Source organism: Saccharothrix sp. DSM 118769, from assembly GCF_052936295.1.
This window is the reverse complement of record NZ_CP193627.1, coordinates 1,228,486-1,246,388: the sequence shown is the minus strand read 5'-3', so window position 1 is coordinate 1,246,388 and position 17,903 is coordinate 1,228,486. Positions and strand designations below refer to the sequence as shown.

Sequence of the window (17,903 nt, the reverse complement as noted above, 5' to 3'; positions counted from 1 at the left end):
CCCGGACCGGCCGGGCGCCGGTCAGCGCGCGAAGCCGGCCGGGTCGTGCGGGAAGGCGCCGCCCACGACGGTGGCGAGGACCGCGATGCCGGCGATCCCGGCGGGGTCGCACGTCAGCGGGTCGGCGTCGAGCACCACCAGGTCGGCGAACTTGCCCGGCGCGATCGTGCCCAGGCGGTCCTCCGCGCGGCACGCGTACGCGGCGCCCGTGGTGTAGGCGGCGACGGCCTCGCGCGCGGTGACGGCCTCGTCCGGGCCGACCGGGAGGCCGGAGGCGGAGAGTCGCTCGACCATGAACTGGATGGCCCGCAGCGGCGCGCCGTCGGCGACCGGGCGGTCGGAGCTGCCCGCGACGGTGATGCCGCGGTCGAGGAAGGCGCGGCCGCGGTACATCCAGGGGGCGCGCTCGGGGCCCATGATGCGCGAGTAGTCGTCGCCGTAGGCGTGCAGGAACGTCGGCTGGACCACCGGGACCACGTCCAGCTCGGCGATGCGGTCGAGCTGCTCGGGGCGCACCAGGCCGCAGTGCTCGATGCGGTGGCGCGCGTCGGGGCGGGGCCGGGCGGCCTGGGCGTCGGCGAGGGCGTCGAGGGCGAAGTCGACGGCCCGGTCGCCGATGGCGTGCACGGCGAGCTGCCACCCGGCGGCGTGGCCGTCGAGGATCGCGGCGCGCATCAGCTCGGGGTCGTCCTGGAGCTGCCCCGCGGTGTCCATGCCCTCGTACGGCCGGGTCAGCGCGGCGGTGCGGGCCATCATGCCGCCGTCGGTCCACAGCTTGAGCGGGCCGAGGGACAGCCGGTCGCCGCCGAACCCGGTGCGCAGGCCGAGCGGCACGGCGCGGCGCACACCGTCGTCGGCGTGCGCGGCGACCGGTTCGAGGCGGTCCGCGGACACCATGAGCTGGACGCGGATCGGCAGCGCGGCCCGCTGGTACGCCTCGACCTCCAGCGGGCTGCTGCCGATCAGGCCGCCGCCGACACCCGCCTCGGCGGCGAGCACGACGCCCTCGCGGGCGCACTGGCGCGCGCCGAGCTCGACGTCGGCGGCGATGTCGTCGAGCGAGTAGGGCAGCCGCAGCGCGCGCACGGCGCTCTGCGCGCCCTCGGCGAGGAACCCGGTGAGCGTGCCGTCGGCGTCGCGCTGGGCGTCGCGCAGCACGTGGCCCGGCAGCACGGCCAGGACGTCGGAGCCGACGACGCACGCGTGCCCGGACAGGTCCTGGACGTAGACGCGCGGCCCGACCCGGTCGAGGTCGCGCGCGGTGAGCGGGCGGTCGAGCGCGCGGTGGTCGTAGCCCGCGACCTCCAGCCAGTCCGACGACCGGGGGGCGACGCGCAGCAGGTCGACGACCTGGGCGACGGTCCGGCACGCGGAGATGTCGAGGGTGCGCGACGCCCGGCCGGCCCACGCCAGGTGGGTGTGCGCGTCGACGAACCCGGGCAGCACGACCGCGCCGTCCAGGTCGACCACGCGCCGGGCGGGCAGGTGGGCGACCTCGTCGTCCAGCCCGACGACCCGGCCCGCCCACACGCCGATCACGGACGCGGCGGGGCGGACCGGGTCCATGGTCACGACCCGCCCGCGCACGAACTTCAGGTCCAGGATCACCCGCTGAGGCTAGACCACACCTAGTTAGGTTAGGGTTGGATAACTTAGGCGATACTAAGGAGAAACCCATGCGGGTCGTCATGTTCGGCTACCAGACCTGGGGCCACCGGACGCTCCAGGCGCTGCTGGACTCCGAGCACGAGGTGGTCGCGGTGGTCACCCACCCCAAGAGCGACCACGCCTACGAGCGCATCTGGAGCGACTCCGTCGCCGACCTCGCCGCCGAGCACGGCGTGGAGACGATCATCCGCAACCGCCCGGACGACGACGAGCTGCTCCAGCGGCTCACGGAGATCGCGCCGGACGTCATCGTCGCCACGAACTGGCGCACGTGGATCCCGCCGCGCGTCTTCACCCTGCCCAAGCACGGCACGCTGAACGTGCACGACTCGCTGCTGCCCGCCTACGCGGGCTTCTCGCCGCTGATCTGGGCCCTGATCAACGACGAGAAGGAGGTCGGCGTCACCGCGCACGTGATGGACGAGACGCTGGACGCCGGGGACATCGTGCTCCAGCGGTCGGTGCCGGTCGGCCCGCGCGACACGACGGCGGACCTGTTCCGCAAGACGCTGGAGCTGTTCGGCCCGATCACCGTGGACGGCCTGGCCGAGATCGCCTCGGGCCGCACCGACTTCCGGAAGCAGGACCGCTCGAAGGCGAGCTTCTTCCACAAGCGCGCCGAGGAGGACCTGCGCATCGACTTCACGTGGGAGGCCGACGAGCTGGACCGGCTCGTGCGCGCCCAGTGCGCGCCGTACCCGAGCGCGTTCTGCTTCCACAAGGGCGAGCGGCTGGAGATCGTCGAGGCCGAGGTGTCGGCGGAGTGCTACGGCGGCACGCCCGGCCGGATCTTCTACCGCGAGGGCGACGGCGTGGCGATCGTGGCCGGTGCCCTGGCGCGCCGCGGGAAGAACCGCGCGCTGCTGGTGAAGAAGGTGCGCACCGAGGACGGCCGCGAGCTGGGCGCGACGGAGTACTTCACGACGATGGGCGGCTACCTGACGAGCCGCCCCTGACGACCCGCCCCTGACGACCCGGCCCTCATCGGCCGGCCCCGACGGGGGGCGTGGTGGCGGGCGCGTGCTGAGACGCGCCGAAGGGCGATCCCGGGGTGGGTGTTCCCGTGGGGCCGCTCATCACTGATCATGGGTGCATGAGCGGCAAGCGGTCGACCACTGTGACCGGCGCGGTGGTGCTGGTCCTCCTCGTCGTGATCGGCTACTACCTGACCCGGGAGGACGGGACGGCGCCACCGTCGCCGACCGCGCCCGTCCCGTCGGGGCCGGCCTCGCCCGGCGACGACCCGGCCGCGCAGCTGGCCGCGCTGACCGTGGCGCCCGAGGGGAAGATGACCGGCTACAGCCGGGAGCGGTTCCCGCACTGGAGCAGCCAGGGCGACTCGTGCGACACGCGGGAGGTCGTGCTCCAGCGGCAGGGCACGGAGGTGCGGACCGACTCGGCGTGCAAGGCCACGGCGGGGACGTGGACCAGCCCGTACGACGGGGTCGTGGTGGACGACGCGGGCAAGCTCGACATCGACCACACCGTGGCGCTGGCGGAGGCGTGGCGGTCGGGCGCGGACGGGTGGACCGACGAGCAGCGCCAGAAGTTCGCCAACGACATGGGCGGGTTGCAGCTGATCGCGGTGACGGCGAGCAGCAACCGCTCGAAGGGCGACCAGGACGCGGCCAAGTGGAAGCCGCCGGTGGAGGCGTACTGGTGCACCTACGCGCGGGCCGTGGTGTCGGTGAAGACGCTGTACGCGTTGAGCGTGGACGAGGCGGAGCGCGACGCGCTCGCCTCGATGCTCAAGACCTGCTGACCCGGCTCAAGACCTGGTGACCCGCGTCAGTCGCGGAGGCTCTCCAGCTGGTCCTTGATGTCGGTGTACGCCTCGGCGCGGCGGACCCAGGCGGCGAAGCCGGAGGAGGCCGACGGGACCTCGCCCAGCGGTGAGATCGGGTCGGTGACGGCGTACTCCAGCCGGTAGGCGACCAGCGCCACGGCGGCCTCCACCCACTGCGCCGGGTCGGGGGCGGTGATCTCGCCCAGGCCGACGCGGAACCACAGGGGCAGCCGGGCGTCGGTCGCCAGGGAGCGCTCCAGCCTGCGGCGGGCGACGTCGACGATCTCCTGCCGGGCCTTCTCGCCGGACAGCACGGCCTCGGCGCGCCACGGCTCCTCGGCGGCCAGCTCGTCGGCGGCCAGCCGCTGGGCGGCGGCGGACGCGCTGAACTCCTGCGCGTTGACCCGCCACTCCAGGTTCTGCACCTCGTGCTGGAGGGCGTCGCGCTCGAAGCGCGGCATGCGGCCCGCGGCCAGCCGGGCCAGTCCGGCGTCGCGCTGCTCCTTGAGCGACTCGTACTCGGCCACCTCGGCGCGCAGGTCGGCGCGGACCGAGTCGGCCAGCAGCTCCTGCTCGGCGTCCCACGCGGCGCGCAGCGCCTCCACGGTCCCGGTGATCCCGGCGATCGCGTCGAGGTCCTCGTCCGGGCCCGAGCCGGTGCCGGACAGCCTGCGTTCGAGCACGTGCAGGCGCACGCTCAGGCGGTTCACCTCGTCGATCACCATCTTGGTGTTCGCGACGAGGTCGGCGACAGTCGGCTCGATCTCGTCGAGCCGTTCCTTCTCGGTGGCCACACCGCCAGCCAACCGCACCGCGAGCCCCTGTCCAGGGACGGAGCGGGAAAACCACGCGGACGGGCCGTCGAGTCCCACCGTTTCGGTCAATGCCCGGTGACGCACCGTGATGATGACTGAACAGCGGCCGAACGGTGTATGCCTGGGGCATGGCGAGTTCGGTGCGAGAGACGGAACGCAAGTACGAGGCCCCCGACGGCACCGCGCTGCCGGACCTGGCGGACCTGCCCGGTGTCGCCGCGGCGGCCGGTCCCGAGGAGCTGCGGCTGGAGGCGGTCTACTACGACACGGAGGACCTGCGGTTGGCGCGCGCGGGCCTGACGCTGCGCCGCCGCACGGGCGGTGACGACGCGGGCTGGCACCTCAAGCTGCCGGCCGGCGAGGACACCCGCGAGGAAGTGCGGCTCCCGCCGGGCCGCGCGGCCAAGCACCCGCCGAAGCAGCTCGGCTCGCTGGTGCAGGTGCACGCCCGCGGCAACGAGCTGGCCCCGGTGGCCCGCATCCGGACCACGCGGCACCGCTGGCAGCTCGTGGACGCCAAGGGCGCGCTGCTCGCCGAGGTGGTCGAGGACCTGGTGTCGGCGCAGGCCGCGGCGGACGACTCGCCCGTCGACTCGTGGCGCGAGATCGAGGTGGAGCTGGGCGAGCGCGGCGACGTGGCGCTGCTGGACCGGGTGGAGGCGCGGCTGTCGGACGTCGGGATCAGGCGGTCCACGTCGTCGGCGAAGCTGACCCGGCTGCTGGCGGGCCGGCTCGCGCCCACCGCCCCGGCGCGCGTGCCGGGCACGACCGCGGCCGACGTGGTGCTCGCCTACGTGCGGGAGCAGGCGGAGGCGCTCCAGCACCAGGACCCGCGGGTGCGGCGCGGCGAGGACGACGCCGTGCACCAGATGCGGGTGGCGACCCGGCGGATGCGCAGCGCGTTGCAGTCGTTCGGGGTGGTCGTCGACCGCGACCGGACGCGGGCGCTGACCGACGAGCTGAAGTGGCTGGCGGGCGTGCTCGGCGAGGCGCGCGACCTGGAGGTGCTGCGCGCCCGCTTCGAGGGCGCGGTGGCGGAGCTGGACCCGTCGCTCGTGCTGGGCCCCGTGAAGGCGCAGCTGACCCGGCACTTCGCGCCGCTGGAGGTCGCCGCGCACGAGTCGGCCGTGGCCGCGCTGGACAGCGGGCGGTACTTCGCGCTGCTGGACTCGGTGGACGCGCTGCTGGCCGACCCGCCGGTGACGCCGCTGGGCCGCCGGAAGGCCGGGAAGGTGCTGCCGGAGCTGGTCGCGAAGACCCACCGGCGGCTGGCCCGGCGGGTCGCGGAGGCGACCGACGACACGGGCCTGCACGAGGCGCGCAAGGCGGCCAAGCGGCTGCGGTACTCCGTCGAGGTGGCCGAACCGGCGTTCGGCAGGAAGGCGAAGAAGTACCGCAAGCAGGTCAAGGACGTGCAGACGCTGCTGGGCGAGCACCAGGACAGCGTGGTGGCGCGGCCGGTGCTGCGCGAGCTGGGCGCGAAGGCGCAGCTCGACGGCGGGAACGGGTTCACCTTCGGCCTGCTGCACGGCCTGGAGGAGGGCCTGGCCCGGCGGGTGGAGGACCGCTTCGCCGCCGTGTGGCGGGGTGTCGGCAAGCCGAAGCTCTCCTGAATTGGTCTGGACCTTGACACCTCCTGGCGGGGGCTGGAACGGTGACTGGGCCGCCGCCCGTGATCCACACCGGCCAGGAGGTCGTCAGGTGACCAGGAGAACTCGGGTGACCAGGAGAACGACGCACCGGGAGCCGCGGCTCCGGGGACCGCTCCCGGGACGACGACGCGGGCTCGGCCTCGCGCTCGCCGCGCTGCTGGCCGCGGGCGCGGTGGGCGGCACGGGCGCGGCGGCGCCCGCCCACGCAGCCCCGGAGACCTCGTTGCGACACATCGTGCCCGCCCCCGTCAGTGCCACCCCGCGCCCCGGGGTGACCTTCACCCTCGGCGCGGACACCCGCATCCACACCCACCCCGGTTCGGCGGGGGCCCGGCAGGTCGGCGAGTTCCTCGCGGGCGTGCTGCGGCCGTCCACCGGCTACCGGCTGCCCGTCGTGCCCGGCGCGTCCGCCCGCGGCATCTCGCTGCTGCTCACCGGCGCGCCCCCGGAGGTCGGCGACGAGGGCTACCAGCTCGACGTGACGCGGCTCGGCGTCGTCGTCCGCGCGCGCACGGCCGCCGGCCTGTTCGCGGGCGTGCAGACGTTCCGCCAGGTCCTGCCCGCGAAGGTCGAGGCGAAGACGCGGCAGCGCGGGCCGTTCACCGCGCCCGGCGGCCGGGTGCTCGACCACCCGCGCTACGCCCACCGGGGCGCGATGCTCGACGTGGCCCGGCACTTCTTCTCGCCCGACGAGGTCAAGCGGTACGTCGACCAGCTCGCGCTCTACAAGGTCAACCGGCTGCACCTGCACCTGACCGACGACCAGGGCTGGCGGCTGGAGATCAAGAGCTGGCCCAACCTCACCGCGCACGGCGGCAGCACGGAGGTCGGCGGCGGCCCCGGCGGGTTCTACACGCAGGAGCAGTACGAGGACCTGGTCGCCTACGCCGCGGCCCGGCACATCACGGTGATCCCGGAGATCGACCTGCCGGGCCACACCAACGCCGCGCTGTCCTCCTACCCGGAGCTGAACTGCGACGGCGTCGCCCCGCCGCTCTACACCGGCATCGAGGTCGGCTTCAGCTCGCTGTGCATCGACAAGGACATCACCTACCGGTTCGTCGACGACGTGCTGCGCGAGGTGGCCGCGCTGACGCCGGGGCGGTACGTCCACATCGGCGGCGACGAGGCGCACGCCACCACCGACCCGGACTACGACCTGTTCATGGACCGGGTGCTGCCGCTGGTGGCCAAGCACGGCAAGACCGCGGTCGGCTGGCACGAGTTCGTCAAGGCCGGTCCGCCCGCCACCGCGGTGCCGCAGTTCTGGGGCACCAGGACCACCGCGCCGGACGTGGTGGAGGCGGCGGCGCGGGGCAACCGGGTCGTGCTGTCGCCCGCGAGCAAGGCGTACCTGGACATGAAGTACGACGCGGACACGCCGCTCGGCCTGTCCTGGGCCGGGTACACCGACGTGCAGGACGCCTACGACTGGAACCCCGGCGCGTACGTCGAGGGGCTGCCCGCCGGGTCGGTGCTCGGCGTGGAGGCACCGCTGTGGAGCGAGACGCTGACGAACTCGGCGGACGTCGAGTTCATGGCGTTCCCGCGCCTGCCCGCGATCGCCGAGCTGGGCTGGTCCCCGTGGTCGACGCACGACTGGGAGGCGTTCAGGGTCCGGCTGGCCGCGCAGGCCGACCGGTGGGACGTGCAGGGCGTGAACTACTACCGCTCCCCGCAGGTGCCCTGGAAGCGCTGACGAGGCGGTGCGGGGAGCCGAGGGGCGGCTCCCCGCACCGGGTCCGGAGGAGGCCCCGCGCGTCGTCTAGAAGAAGCCCTGCGCGTCGGGCGAGTAGCTGACCAGCAGGTTCTTGGTCTGCTGGTAGTGGTCGAGCATCACGCGGTGGTTCTCGCGGCCGATGCCGGACTGCTTGTAGCCGCCGAACGCCGCGTGCGCCGGGTAGGCGTGGTAGTTGTTCACCCACACCCGGCCGGCCTGGATCTCCCGGCCCGCGCGGTAGGCGACGTTGCCGTCGCGCGACCACACGCCCGCGCCCAGGCCGTAGGGCGTGTCGTTGGCGGTCTTCACCGCGTCGTCGAAGTCGTCGAAGCGGGTCACCGCGACGACCGGGCCGAAGATCTCCTCCTGGAAGACCCGCATCTTGTTGTCGCCCTCGAAGATCGCGGGCGTGACGTAGTAGCCGCCGGACAGCTCGCCGCCCAGGTCCGCGGGCTCGCCGCCGCACACCAGGCGCGCGCCCTCCCGCTTGCCGATCTCCACGTAGGACAGGACCTTGTCGAGCTGCTCGCGGCTGGCCTGCGCGCCGATCATGGTCCCGGTGTCGAGCGGGTGCCCCTGCCGGACGGCCTTGGTGCGCTCGGTGGCGTCGGCCAGGAACTCGTCGTAGATGCCGCTCTGCACGAGCGCCCGCGACGGGCACGTGCACACCTCGCCCTGGTTGAGGGCGAACATGGTGAAGCCCTCCAACGCCTTGTCGTAGAACGCGTCGCGGTGCGCGGCCACGTCGTCGAAGAAGATGTTGGGCGACTTGCCGCCCAGCTCCAGCGTCACCGGGACCAGGTTCTCGCTCGCGTACCCCATGATCAGCCGGCCGGTGGACGTCTCGCCGGTGAACGCGACCTTGGCGACGCGGCGGCTGGACGCGAGGGGCTTGCCCGCCTCCGTGCCGAAGCCGTTGACGACGTTGACCACGCCGGGCGGCAGCAGCTCCGCGATGAGGCCCATCAGCACGTGGATCGACGCCGGGGTCTGCTCGGCGGGCTTGAGCACCACGGCGTTGCCGGCGGCCAGCGCGGGCGCGAGCTTCCAGGCGGCCATGAGCAGCGGGAAGTTCCACGGGATGATCTGGCCGACCACGCCCAGCGGCTCCGGGAAGTGGTAGGCCACCAGGTCCTCGCTGATCTGCGAGATGCCGCCCTCCTGCGCCCGGACGACGCCCGCGAAGTAGCGGAAGTGGTCCACCGCCAGCGGCAGGTCGGCGGCCAGGGTCTCCCGGATCGGCTTGCCGTTCTCCCACGTCTCGGCCACGGCGAGGGCTTCGAGGTGGTCCTCGATCCGGTCGGCGACGTCGTTGAGCACGTCGGCGCGCTCGGCGGCCGACGTGCGGCCCCACGCCCGCGCGGCGCCGTGCGCGGCGTCCAGGGCCCGGTCGACGTCCTCGGCGGTGCCCCGCGCGACCTCGGTGAACACCTCGCCGGTGACGGGGGTGCGGTTCTCGAAGTAACCGCCCTTGGCGGGCGGCACGTACTCGCCGCCGATGAAGTGGTCGTACCGGTCCCGGTACGACACGGCGCTGCCCTTCTCGCCGGGCGCCGCGTACCTCGCCATGTCTCGCCTCCCGCGTCGTCGCTGTCGTGGTGCGGTGCAGCGTGCGGGCTCCCACGTTGCAGTCGCGTTGCACCCGGACGGAGCAGCGATCTGCTTGCCCGGGATGTCGATGGACAGTCATCCTGGATCGAGGAGGAGCCCATGGGACCGGACCCGCGACGACTCGCGCGCCTGCGCGAGCTGGCGCTGAGCGGGGACGCGGCGGCGGGGGCGCGGGAGCTGATCGTCGAGTCGTGGCGGCGCTCGCTGGCCGCGCGGGTCGACCCGGAGCGGCACGAGGCCCCGGTGGTGCTCGACCGGGGCGAGGTCGCCGACCGGCGCGGCGCGCACCCGATCGCGGCGGCCCTGCCGGTGCTGCGCGAGACGCTGGTCAGCATCGCCGACGAGGCCGAGCACGTCATGATCGTCACCGACGCGGACGGCACCGTCCTGTGGTGCGAGGGCAAGGCGTCGGTGCGGGGGCTGGCCGAGCGGGTGGGGCTGGCCGAGGGCGCCTGCTGGAGCGAGTCCGCGATCGGCACCAACGCGATGGGCACGGCGCTGGCGGTCGACCGGCCGGTGACCGTGCACTCGGCCGAGCACCTGGTGCGGACCTACCACGGGTGGACGTGCGCGGCGAGCCCCGTGCGCGACCCGGACACCGGCCGCACGATCGGCGCGGTCGACGTGAGCGGGCCGTTGAGCAGCGTGCACCCGGCGGTGGTGGCGCTGGTGTCGGCGGCGGCGCGGCTGGCGGAGGGCCGGCTGAGCACCCGGCAGGCGGCGCGGGACGAACGGCTGCGCGCCGCCGGGATGCGCCACCTCGTCGCCCTGCGCGGCGAACCCGGCGCGCTGCTCAGCCCCAGCGGCCGGGTGCTCGCCTCGGCGTCCGGCGAGGCCGTGGGCACGCGGGTGGACGTGTCCGGCGACCGGGTGCTGCTGGCCGACGGGCGCGAGGCGCGGCTGGAGCCGCTGGAGGAGGGTTACCTGCTGCGCGTGCCGCACCGGACCGAGCGGAGACCCGTGCTGTCGCTGCGGTTCCTGGGGTCGGTCTCGGCCTCGCTCGACGGGCGCGAGCTGCCGCTGTCGCTGCGGCACGCGGAGCTGCTGCTGGCGCTGGCGCTGCACCCGAAGGGGCTGTCGGCGGACCAGCTGGCGCTGCGGCTGTACGGCGAGCGCGGCAACCCGACGACGGTGCGCGCCGAGCTGCACCGGCTCCGCGACCGGCTCGGCGGCGTGCTGCTGACCAGGCCGTACCGGCTGTGCGCGGACGTGCGCGGCGACTTCCTCGCGGTGCGCGAGGCGCTGCGGAACGGCGACGTGGCGCCGGCCGCCGCCGCGTACCGGGGCGAGCTGCTGCCCCGGTCCGAGGCCCCGGTGGCGCGCGAGGAGCGCGAGGACCTGGCGGCGGCCGTGCGGCGCGGCGTGCTGGACCGGGGCGACGTGGAGGCGCTGTGGGCGCTCGGCCTGGTGGCGGAGGACGTCGAGGTGCTCGAACGGCTGGTGCGCCTGCTGCCGCACACCGACCCGCGCCGCGAGGTGGCGATCGGGCGGCTGCGCCGGGCGCTGGCCGGCTAGCCCTCGCGGAGGGCGCCCGCCAGGTCCGACCACAGGTCGTCGACGTGCTCGATGCCCGCGGAGAGCCTGATCGTGCCGTCGGTGATGCCCACCGCGCGCAGCTCGTCCCCGGTGAGCCCGCGGTGCGAGGTGCTCGCCGGGTGCAGCACCAGCGTCTCGGGGCCGCCGAGCGACGGGGCGAGCCGCACCAGCCGCAGCGCGCGGGCGAACCGCTCGGCCGCCGCCCGCCCGCCGGCCAGGTCGAAGGAGAACGCGGCCCCGTACCCGGACAGCAGCCGGGTCGCGACGCCGTGGCTGGGGTGGTCGGGCAGCCCCGGCCAGCGCACCGCCGCCACGGCCGGGTGCGCGGCGAGCCGGTGGGCGAGCACCTCCGCGTTGGCGCAGTGCGCGCGCACCCGCAGCGCCAGGGTGCGCAGGCCGCGGAGGGTCAGCCAGGCCGCGAACGGGTCGGCGGTCGCGCCGACCTCCACCGCGCGCGCCCAGACCTCGCGGTGGCGGGCGGCGTCGGCGAACACCGCGACCCCGCCGACGACGTCGCTGTGGCCCGCCAGGTACTTCGTGGTCGAGTGGACCACCACGTCCGCGCCCAGCCCGATCGGCCGGCACAGCAGGGGCGTGGCGAAGGTGTTGTCCACCACGACGGCGACGCCCGCCCCGCGCGCGACCCGGCTCACCGCGGCCAGGTCGCTGACGTGGCCGGTGGGGTTGGCGATCGTCTCCAGGTACACCAGCCGGGTCCGCGGGCCGAGCGCGGCGCGCACCTCGTCGGGGTCGTGCCCGGACACGCGGGTGACCGAGACGTCCCACCGCTCGGCGAGGTCGCGCAGCAGGGCGTGCGTGCCGCCGTACAGGTCGCGCTGCGCCACCACGTGGTCGCCGGCGCGCAGGGTGGCGTGCAGCACGGTCGTGATGGCGCCCATGCCGGAGGCCGCGGCCAGCGCCGCCGCGCCGCCCTCCAGGTCCGCGACGGCGTCCTCCAGCCCGCGGACCGTCGGGTTGCCCAGCCGGGTGTAGGCGAACGCGCCGTCCGGCCCGCTCATGCCGTCGGCGAAGGCGTCCAGGTCGTCGAACGAGAACCCCGAGGTCTGGTGGAGCGGCACGGCGAGCGGCGTGCCGGCGGTCGGTCGGGGGGCGGTGGCGTGCACGAGGCGGGTCTCCGGTCGCATGACCCGATCGTGCCGACCGGCGGGGCCGGTCGGCAGCGCCAATTCCACTAGATTGGTCTGCTGATGAAGCCAATCGCGGTCGAGGACCTGGCGGGGCGGCTCGGCCGGTGGTCGGCGGGCCGGGGTCCGCTCCACCTGCTGCTGGCCTGCCGCCTGCGCGAGCTGGTCGACGAGGGCCGGTTGCCCGCGGGCACGCCGCTGCCGCCGGACCGGGCGCTGGCGGCCGGGCTCGCGGTCGGCCGCACCACCGTGGTCGCCGCCTACGACCTGCTGCGCGACGAGGGCAGGCTGGTCCGGCGGCGCGGCAGCGGCACGTGGGTGGCGCCCGGCGGGCACCCGGCGGCGGACGCGGCCCGCGACGGGACCGCCAACCCGATGTTCGTCAACCTGCTCGAACCCCCGGACGGCGTCCTCCAGCTGGCCTGCGCCGGCCCGCTGTGGGCCCCGCCGGAGTACGTCGAGGCCCACCGCGGCGCGCTCGACCGGCTCGGCGGCCCCGACCTGGGCTACCACCCCCTCGGCCAACCGGAGCTGCGCGCCGCCCTGGCCGCCCGGTACACCGCGCTGGGCGTGCCGACGACGCCGGCGCACGTCCTGGTCACCACGGGCGCGCAGCAGGCGCTGGCGCTGCTGGTCCGGGCCCTGCTCGCGCCGGGTGACGAGGTGCTGGTGGAGGCCCCGACGTACCCCGGCGCGCTCGACCTGTTCCGGGAGGCCGCCGCGGTCGTCCGGCACTCCCCCGCCGGCGACGGCGCGGCGTTCGCGGCGGCGGTCTCGCGGCACCGGCCCGCGCTCGCCTACGTGATGCCCGCCGTGCAGAACCCGCTCGGCACGACGATGCCCGCGCTGGAGCGGCGGCGGCTGGTGCGCGCCGCGGTGGACGCCGGGGTGCCGCTCGTCGTGGACGACGTGCTCGCCGAACTGGCCTTCACCGAGCCGGTGGGACCCACCGCCGCGCACGCGCCGGAGGTGATCGCGGTCGGCTCGCTGAGCAAGGTGGTGTGGGGCGGGCTGCGCACCGGCTGGGTGCGCGCGCGACCCGCGCTGGTGGAGCGCCTGGCCCGGTTCCGCGCCGTGCACGACCTGGGCGGCTCGGTGCTCGACCAGCTCGCGGCGGTCGAGCTGCTGGCCGGGTTCGACGCGGTGCGCGACCGCCGGGTGGCGCTGCTGCGGGAGCGGCACGACCACCTCGCGGCCGGGCTGCGCCGGGCGCTGCCCGACTGGGCGTTCGACCCGGCCCCGGGCGGCCAGACGCTGTGGGTGCGGCTGCCCGGCGGCGACGCGGCCTCCTACGCGCAGGTCGCGCTGCGGCACGGGGTGGCCGTGCTGCCGGGCGGCTCCCTGGACCCGTCGGGCGGCAGCCGCGACCGGCTGCGGATCGCGTTCACCGCGGGACCCGCCGTGCTGGACGACGCCGTCGCGCGCCTCGCCTCGGCGTGGGAGGCGTACGCCGCGGGGCCGTCGGAGCGCCCCGTGCTGCCCGTGATCGCGGTGTAGCGGCGTCCTACGCTGGACGGCATGGGGTACTTCGCACCGGGGGACGTGGCGCTGCGCCGCGAGGTGCTGCACGGCAGGCCGTGGTCGGTGACGCCGACGCGCGTCGTGCTCGACGGACCGGACCTGCTCGTGGTCTTCACGGTGCCGGACACCGAGATCGGCTACCCGCCGCACCCGTGGCCGCACCACTGGCGGGCGCTCGGCCGCACGCACTGGCGCGGCCACGGCAAGCTCCAGCTGCACCGGCCCGGCGACGCCTACTCGGTCGACCTGTACTGGCAGGGCGCGGAACGCCGGTTCGCCGGGTTCTACCTCAACCTCCAGGCCCCGTTCCGCCGCACCGCGCGGGGCTTCGACACGCTCGACCACGCGCTGGACTTCTGGCTGCCGGTCGACGGGGACTGGTGCGAGCTGGACCGCGACGAGTTCGAGCGGTACGCGGCCGAGGGCAAGTACGACGCGGCGGAGGCCGAGGGCATCGGCCGCACCGCCGAGGAGGTGACGGCCATGCTGACGGCCGGCACGACGTGGTGGGACCCGGCGTGGGGCGACTGGGCCCCCGACCCGGCCTGGCCGGTGCCCGCGCTGCCCGGGGGGTGGGACCGCTGAAGGTCACGCCCCTGTCCCCGGGCGGCCTGGTGGACGAGCTGGTCGCCCGCGTCGACGCGCTGCCGCGCGGCACCTGGTCCCGGGTGCTCGTCGACGGGGCCGCGCCCACCAGGCCGGGTGAGCTGGCGGACGCGCTGGTCGAGCCGCTGCGCGCGCTCGGCAGGCCCGTGCTGCGGGTGTCCGCCGGCGACTTCCTGCGGCCCGCGTCCGTGCGCCTGGAGTTCGGCCGGCACGACCCGGACTCGTTCCGCGACTCGTGGCTCGACGTGGGCGGCCTGACCCGCGAGGTGCTCGACCCGCTGGAACCCGGCGGGTCGGGGCGGGTGCTGCCGTCGCTGTGGAACGCGGAGACCGACCGGGCCAGCCGCGCCGACTACGTGACGCTCGGCGCGGGCGGCGTGCTGCTGCTCGACGGCACGATGCTGCTGGACAAGTGGCTGCCCGCGGAGCTGGCCGTGCACCTGTGGCTGTCGGCGGGCGCGCTGGAGCGGCAGGTGCCGGACGAGTGGCGGTGGACGCTGCCCGCGTACGCCGGGTACGAGCCGCGCGCCGACGTGACGGTGCGCTACGACCACCCCGCGCGGCCCGCGCTCGTCGGTGTGGTGTGAACGGGGGGAGGTGGACGTGGACCGGTTGCGGCTGCTGTCGGCGCTGTACCTGCCCGCGCTCTACGCCCTCACCCTCGTCCGCTCGCCGACCGGGCTGGTCGCCGCCGTGACGGCGGTGGCCCTGGTCGTGCTGCTGCTCACCGCCGCACCGGTGGTGCGCGCCGCGTCCGCGTGGGTGCGGTCGCTGTCGATCCGCGAGAAGTCGCTGCGCGCCGCGTTCCTGCGGCTGCGCGACCCCGACGCCGCCGGGCGTCCCCGTCCCAGGGCACCGGGACTCGGCCGGCCGTCCGGCTGCCGACCCACCCGCTGAGCCGCGCCGCCGTGCGCGGCGAGAAGGCCCGCGCCGCCCTCGCGCCCGAGGGCCGGGCGTTGTCCGAGAAGTACGGCGACGACGGGGTGGAGCCGCGGTGGCCGCGAGGTCGGGAGGGCCGCAGCCGCCCTTCGCCGGGCTGCTGCGGCTCCTGCCGTTCGGCACGGTGCTGGTCGCCGCCGTGCTGCCGCCGGGGTCTACCTGGCGACCAGCACTACCTGGACCCTGCTGGAGCGAGCTTTCCCGTACCGCGCAGTTCAGCTCCCGCCTCGTGCAGGTAGCTCAGCACGTACCCGTAGGACCTGAACAGGCCGCACTCGGCGTAGGACACCGAGTGCCGCTCGCAGAACTCGCGGACCAGGGCCTGCGCGTGGCGCAGGCTCGGGCGCGGCATGCTCGGGAACAGGTGGTGCTCGATCTGGTAGTTCAGGCCGCCCAGCAGGAAGTCGGTGAACCAGCCGCCCGTGACGTTGCGGGAGGTCAGCACCTGCTTGCGCAGGAAGTCCAGCTGGTGGCCGGCCTGGAGCACCGGCATGCCCTTGTGGTTCGGCGCGAACGAGATGCCCATGTAGACGCCGAAGAGGCCCTGGTGGATCGCGATGAACGCCAGGGCCTTGCCGGGCGACATGGTCAGGAACACCAGCGACAGGTAGCCGACGACGTGCGCGGCCAGCAGCACCAGCTCCAGCCGCCAGCCCTTGACCTCGCGGCGCGCGGCGGCGGCGGTGCTGATGATGTGCAGGCTGAAGCCCTCCAGCAGGAGCAGGGGGAAGAACAGCCACGCCTGGCGCTTGACGACCCAGCGGAAGAACCCGCGCTTGCGCGCGGCCTGCTCGGCGCTGAACGCGAGGACGGCGATGTCGACGTCGGGGTCCTCGTCCTCGTGGTTGGGGTTGGCGTGGTGGCGGCTGTGCTTGCCCATCCACCAGCCGAAGCCCACGCCGACGAGCAGGTTGCCCAGCAGCAGGCCGGTGGTGTGGTTCGCGCGGCCGTCGGCGAAGACCTGCCGGTGGCCCGCGTCGTGCCCCAGGAACGCGATCTGGGTGAAGACGACGGCGAGGACGGCGGCGACGACGAGCTGCCACCACGAGTCACCGATCAGCACCATGGCCGCCACGGACAGCGCCAGTGCGCCGACCGCGGCGACCAGGTACAGGACGTAGAAACCGATGCGCCGGTCCAGCAGACCCTGCTGCTTGACCAACCTGGACAATTCAGCGAAGTCGCTGCCGCGGGCTTGGGTGCTCACTCCCGGAGGGTACGGCGCGGAGGGCACCCGCCTCAGGTCAGCCTGAGTTGCAGCTGCGCGAACAGCCGGAGCAGCGGGTCGCCCAGGTCGAACCCGCCGACCTCCGCGGCCCGCCTGATCCGGTAGCGCAGCGTGTTCGGGTGGACGTGCAGCCGGGCCGCCGCGGCCTTCACGTCGCCGAACTCGTCGAGGTAGACCAGCAGGGACCTGGCCAGGTCGGGGTCGAGCAGGTCCAGGCGCGGGTCGCGGACGCGCGGGTGCTCGGCGAGCAGCGCCAGGGTCTCGCCGACCAGCACCCGCGAGCGCACGTCGGCCAGGGTCGCCACGTCGGCGTCGAGGTCGCGCGCCATGGCGTCCAGCACCCGGTCGGCCTCCTCCCGGGAGACCATGACCTCGTCGACGGCGGGCACCGTGCAGCCGACGGCGGCCTGCACCACCAGCCCCATGTGCCGGCGCGCGGCGGTCACCACCTCCCGGGTCAGCGCCAGCAGCGGGGCCTTCGGCGGCAGGTCCGGCAGCAGGGCGTAGGTGCGGCCGTTCTGCCTGCTCACCAGGGCCGTGCGGCGGTAGGCGGCGGCGTGCACGGAGATCAGGCTCGTCATCTCGGCGCGGCGCAGCTCGTGCTGGGTGCGGTCGGCGTGCTCCTGCCCGCGCAGCGCGAACACCACCACGGCGGCGGGCTTGCCGGGGTCGGCGCCGATCTGCTCGGCGATCGACCCGGCGTCCATCCGGCCGTCGAGCAGCGAGGCCAGCAGGTTCTCCCGGAACGCGGCTGCGGGTTCCCGCTGCTGCACGAGGTGCAGGGCGGTGACGCGGGCCGCGCCGAGCAGCGCCCGCTCGGACTGCTCGGTCAGCGGCGTGTCGCCCTCCTGCACCCAGATCGTGCCGAGCGGCTGGGGCCCGGCGTGGACGCCCACCGCGATGCGGCGGCGGATGCCCAGCTCGGGGCGCTCGTCGATGCGCACGACCTCCTCGCCGGAGCGCAACCGCTGGTAGACGCCCCACTCGCGGAGCATCGTCAGGTACGGCTCGGGCCCCTGGCGGCCGAGGATCGACAGCCGGCGCAGCTCGTCGACCTCGTCGGAGGACCGCGAGTAGGCCAGCACGCGGCTCGCGGTGTCCTCGATGCTCACGATGCCGCCGGTCAGCGACGCGATGGTCTGGGCGAGCCCGAACAGGTCGCCGAGCACCTCCGCGGCACCCGCGTCCGCGGTCAGCCTCGCGTTCTGCACGACGCCCCTGACCAGCGCTTCGAGCTGTTCCCACCGCACCTCGGGGCGCACCGCGAGCAGGGCCACCCCGGCGTCGGCGGCGGCCTGGCGCAGCACCGGCGAGGGCGCGTCGACCTTGACCGCCACGGCCACCGCTCCTCCGACCCCGGCCGCCCTGACCAGCGGCAGCGCCGCGCGCCCCCGTGCGCCGACGACGAGCACCAGGTCCCCCGGCCGCACGTCGGGCGTGTCGTCGGGGTCGAGGATCACCACGTCGAGGACGTCGCCCTCCAGCCCGCGCGGCGCGGCCTGCACCTCGACGAGCGGGTCGCCCACCGCGATCAACACCTGGCGCAGGCTCATCGCCGCCAACCCCGTTTGTCCGATCCCACAACTGCGGAGGGCCAAGCCTAGATGCTTGGACAACGGGGGGCCGTGTCGGCGGTCCTACCGTGGGGTACCCCCTGTTTTTCGTCCGAAGGAGCT

At 74.9% G+C, this 17,903-nt stretch carries 15 protein-coding genes; 9 read left to right on the top strand and 6 right to left on the bottom strand.

All coding sequences use genetic code 11. The features are described 5' to 3' along the window. Positions 1-21 precede the first annotated feature (21 nt). The gene (locus ACRAKJ_RS05960; protein ID WP_438919304.1) at positions 22-1,608 is read right to left on the bottom strand and encodes an amidohydrolase family protein; all 1,587 of its coding nucleotides are present in this window, start codon (positions 1,606-1,608) and stop codon (positions 22-24) included. Positions 1,609-1,676: 68 nt separating this feature from the next. Between ACRAKJ_RS05960 and ACRAKJ_RS05955 the strand changes: the two genes are divergently transcribed. Then, positions 1,677-2,624 (top strand): formyltransferase family protein, encoded by a 948-nt coding sequence (locus ACRAKJ_RS05955; RefSeq protein WP_438919305.1) that lies wholly within the window; start codon positions 1,677-1,679, stop codon positions 2,622-2,624. A gap of 137 nt (positions 2,625-2,761) precedes the next feature. Then, a complete protein-coding gene (locus ACRAKJ_RS05950; protein WP_438919306.1) occupies positions 2,762-3,430 on the top strand; it encodes an HNH endonuclease family protein in 669 nt (222 codons plus the stop codon). 26 nt (positions 3,431-3,456) lie between these two features. Here the strand turns inward: ACRAKJ_RS05950 and ACRAKJ_RS05945 are convergent, their stop codons facing one another. Continuing rightward, entirely contained in the window at positions 3,457-4,248 is a 792-nt protein-coding gene (locus ACRAKJ_RS05945; RefSeq protein WP_438919307.1) for a hypothetical protein, read from the bottom strand. A 161-nt stretch (positions 4,249-4,409) separates the two neighbouring features. Here ACRAKJ_RS05945 and ACRAKJ_RS05940 point away from each other — a divergent pair, with 161 nt between their 5' ends. Together ACRAKJ_RS05940 and ACRAKJ_RS05935 are read left to right on the top strand one after the other, a co-directional pair. After that, positions 4,410-5,882, top strand: coding sequence for a CHAD domain-containing protein (locus ACRAKJ_RS05940; protein WP_438919308.1), 1,473 nt, complete (start codon positions 4,410-4,412; stop codon positions 5,880-5,882). Between the two features lie 106 nt (positions 5,883-5,988). After that, positions 5,989-7,620, top strand: coding sequence for a beta-N-acetylhexosaminidase (locus ACRAKJ_RS05935; protein ID WP_438919309.1), 1,632 nt, complete (start codon positions 5,989-5,991; stop codon positions 7,618-7,620). Between the two features lie 66 nt (positions 7,621-7,686). On the opposite strand, the gene exaC is transcribed toward ACRAKJ_RS05935, so the two are convergent. Further along, positions 7,687-9,210, bottom strand: a complete 1,524-nt coding sequence (exaC, locus tag ACRAKJ_RS05930) for an acetaldehyde dehydrogenase ExaC (protein WP_438919310.1) — start codon at positions 9,208-9,210, stop codon at positions 7,687-7,689. Positions 9,211-9,351: 141 nt separating this feature from the next. Between exaC and ACRAKJ_RS05925 the strand changes: the two genes are divergently transcribed. Continuing rightward, positions 9,352-10,767: a GAF domain-containing protein gene (locus ACRAKJ_RS05925; protein WP_438919311.1), complete on the top strand. Its 1,416-nt coding sequence runs from the start codon at positions 9,352-9,354 to the stop codon at positions 10,765-10,767. Here the strand turns inward: ACRAKJ_RS05925 and ACRAKJ_RS05920 are convergent. Next, positions 10,764-11,933 carry an aminotransferase class V-fold PLP-dependent enzyme gene (locus tag ACRAKJ_RS05920; RefSeq protein ID WP_438919312.1) on the bottom strand — a complete coding sequence of 390 codons (1,170 nt, stop codon included), beginning with the start codon at positions 11,931-11,933 and terminating at the stop codon, positions 10,764-10,766. The two genes, ACRAKJ_RS05925 and ACRAKJ_RS05920, sit on opposite strands and share 4 nt — an antisense overlap. Positions 11,934-11,996: 63 nt before the next feature. Here ACRAKJ_RS05920 and ACRAKJ_RS05915 point away from each other — a divergent pair, with 63 nt between their 5' ends. The 4 genes from ACRAKJ_RS05915 to ACRAKJ_RS05900 are packed head-to-tail and all read left to right on the top strand — an operon-like array spanning position 11,997 to position 14,957. Continuing rightward, on the top strand, positions 11,997-13,430 hold the full coding sequence (locus tag ACRAKJ_RS05915; RefSeq protein ID WP_438919313.1) for an aminotransferase class I/II-fold pyridoxal phosphate-dependent enzyme: 1,434 nt from the start codon (positions 11,997-11,999) through the stop codon (positions 13,428-13,430). 21 nt (positions 13,431-13,451) lie between these two features. Then, positions 13,452-14,039, top strand: a complete 588-nt coding sequence (locus tag ACRAKJ_RS05910) for a DUF402 domain-containing protein (RefSeq protein WP_438919314.1) — start codon at positions 13,452-13,454, stop codon at positions 14,037-14,039. Beyond that, positions 14,036-14,647 (top strand): uridine kinase, encoded by a 612-nt coding sequence (locus tag ACRAKJ_RS05905; RefSeq protein WP_438919357.1) that lies wholly within the window; start codon positions 14,036-14,038, stop codon positions 14,645-14,647. Before ACRAKJ_RS05910 ends, ACRAKJ_RS05905 begins: the two co-directional genes overlap by 4 nt. 16 nt (positions 14,648-14,663) lie before the next feature. Beyond that, a complete protein-coding gene (locus ACRAKJ_RS05900) occupies positions 14,664-14,957 on the top strand; it encodes a DUF6412 domain-containing protein (RefSeq protein ID WP_438919315.1) in 294 nt (97 codons plus the stop codon). Positions 14,958-15,171: 214 nt separating this feature from the next. On the opposite strand, the gene ACRAKJ_RS05895 is transcribed toward ACRAKJ_RS05900, so the two are convergent. Both ACRAKJ_RS05895 and ACRAKJ_RS05890 read right to left on the bottom strand, forming a co-directional pair. Beyond that, entirely contained in the window at positions 15,172-16,206 is a 1,035-nt protein-coding gene (locus ACRAKJ_RS05895; protein WP_438919316.1) for a fatty acid desaturase, read from the bottom strand. A gap of 32 nt (positions 16,207-16,238) precedes the next feature. Further along, the gene (locus ACRAKJ_RS05890; protein ID WP_438919317.1) at positions 16,239-17,780 is read right to left on the bottom strand and encodes a helix-turn-helix domain-containing protein; all 1,542 of its coding nucleotides are present in this window, start codon (positions 17,778-17,780) and stop codon (positions 16,239-16,241) included. Positions 17,781-17,903: the final 123 nt, after the last annotated feature.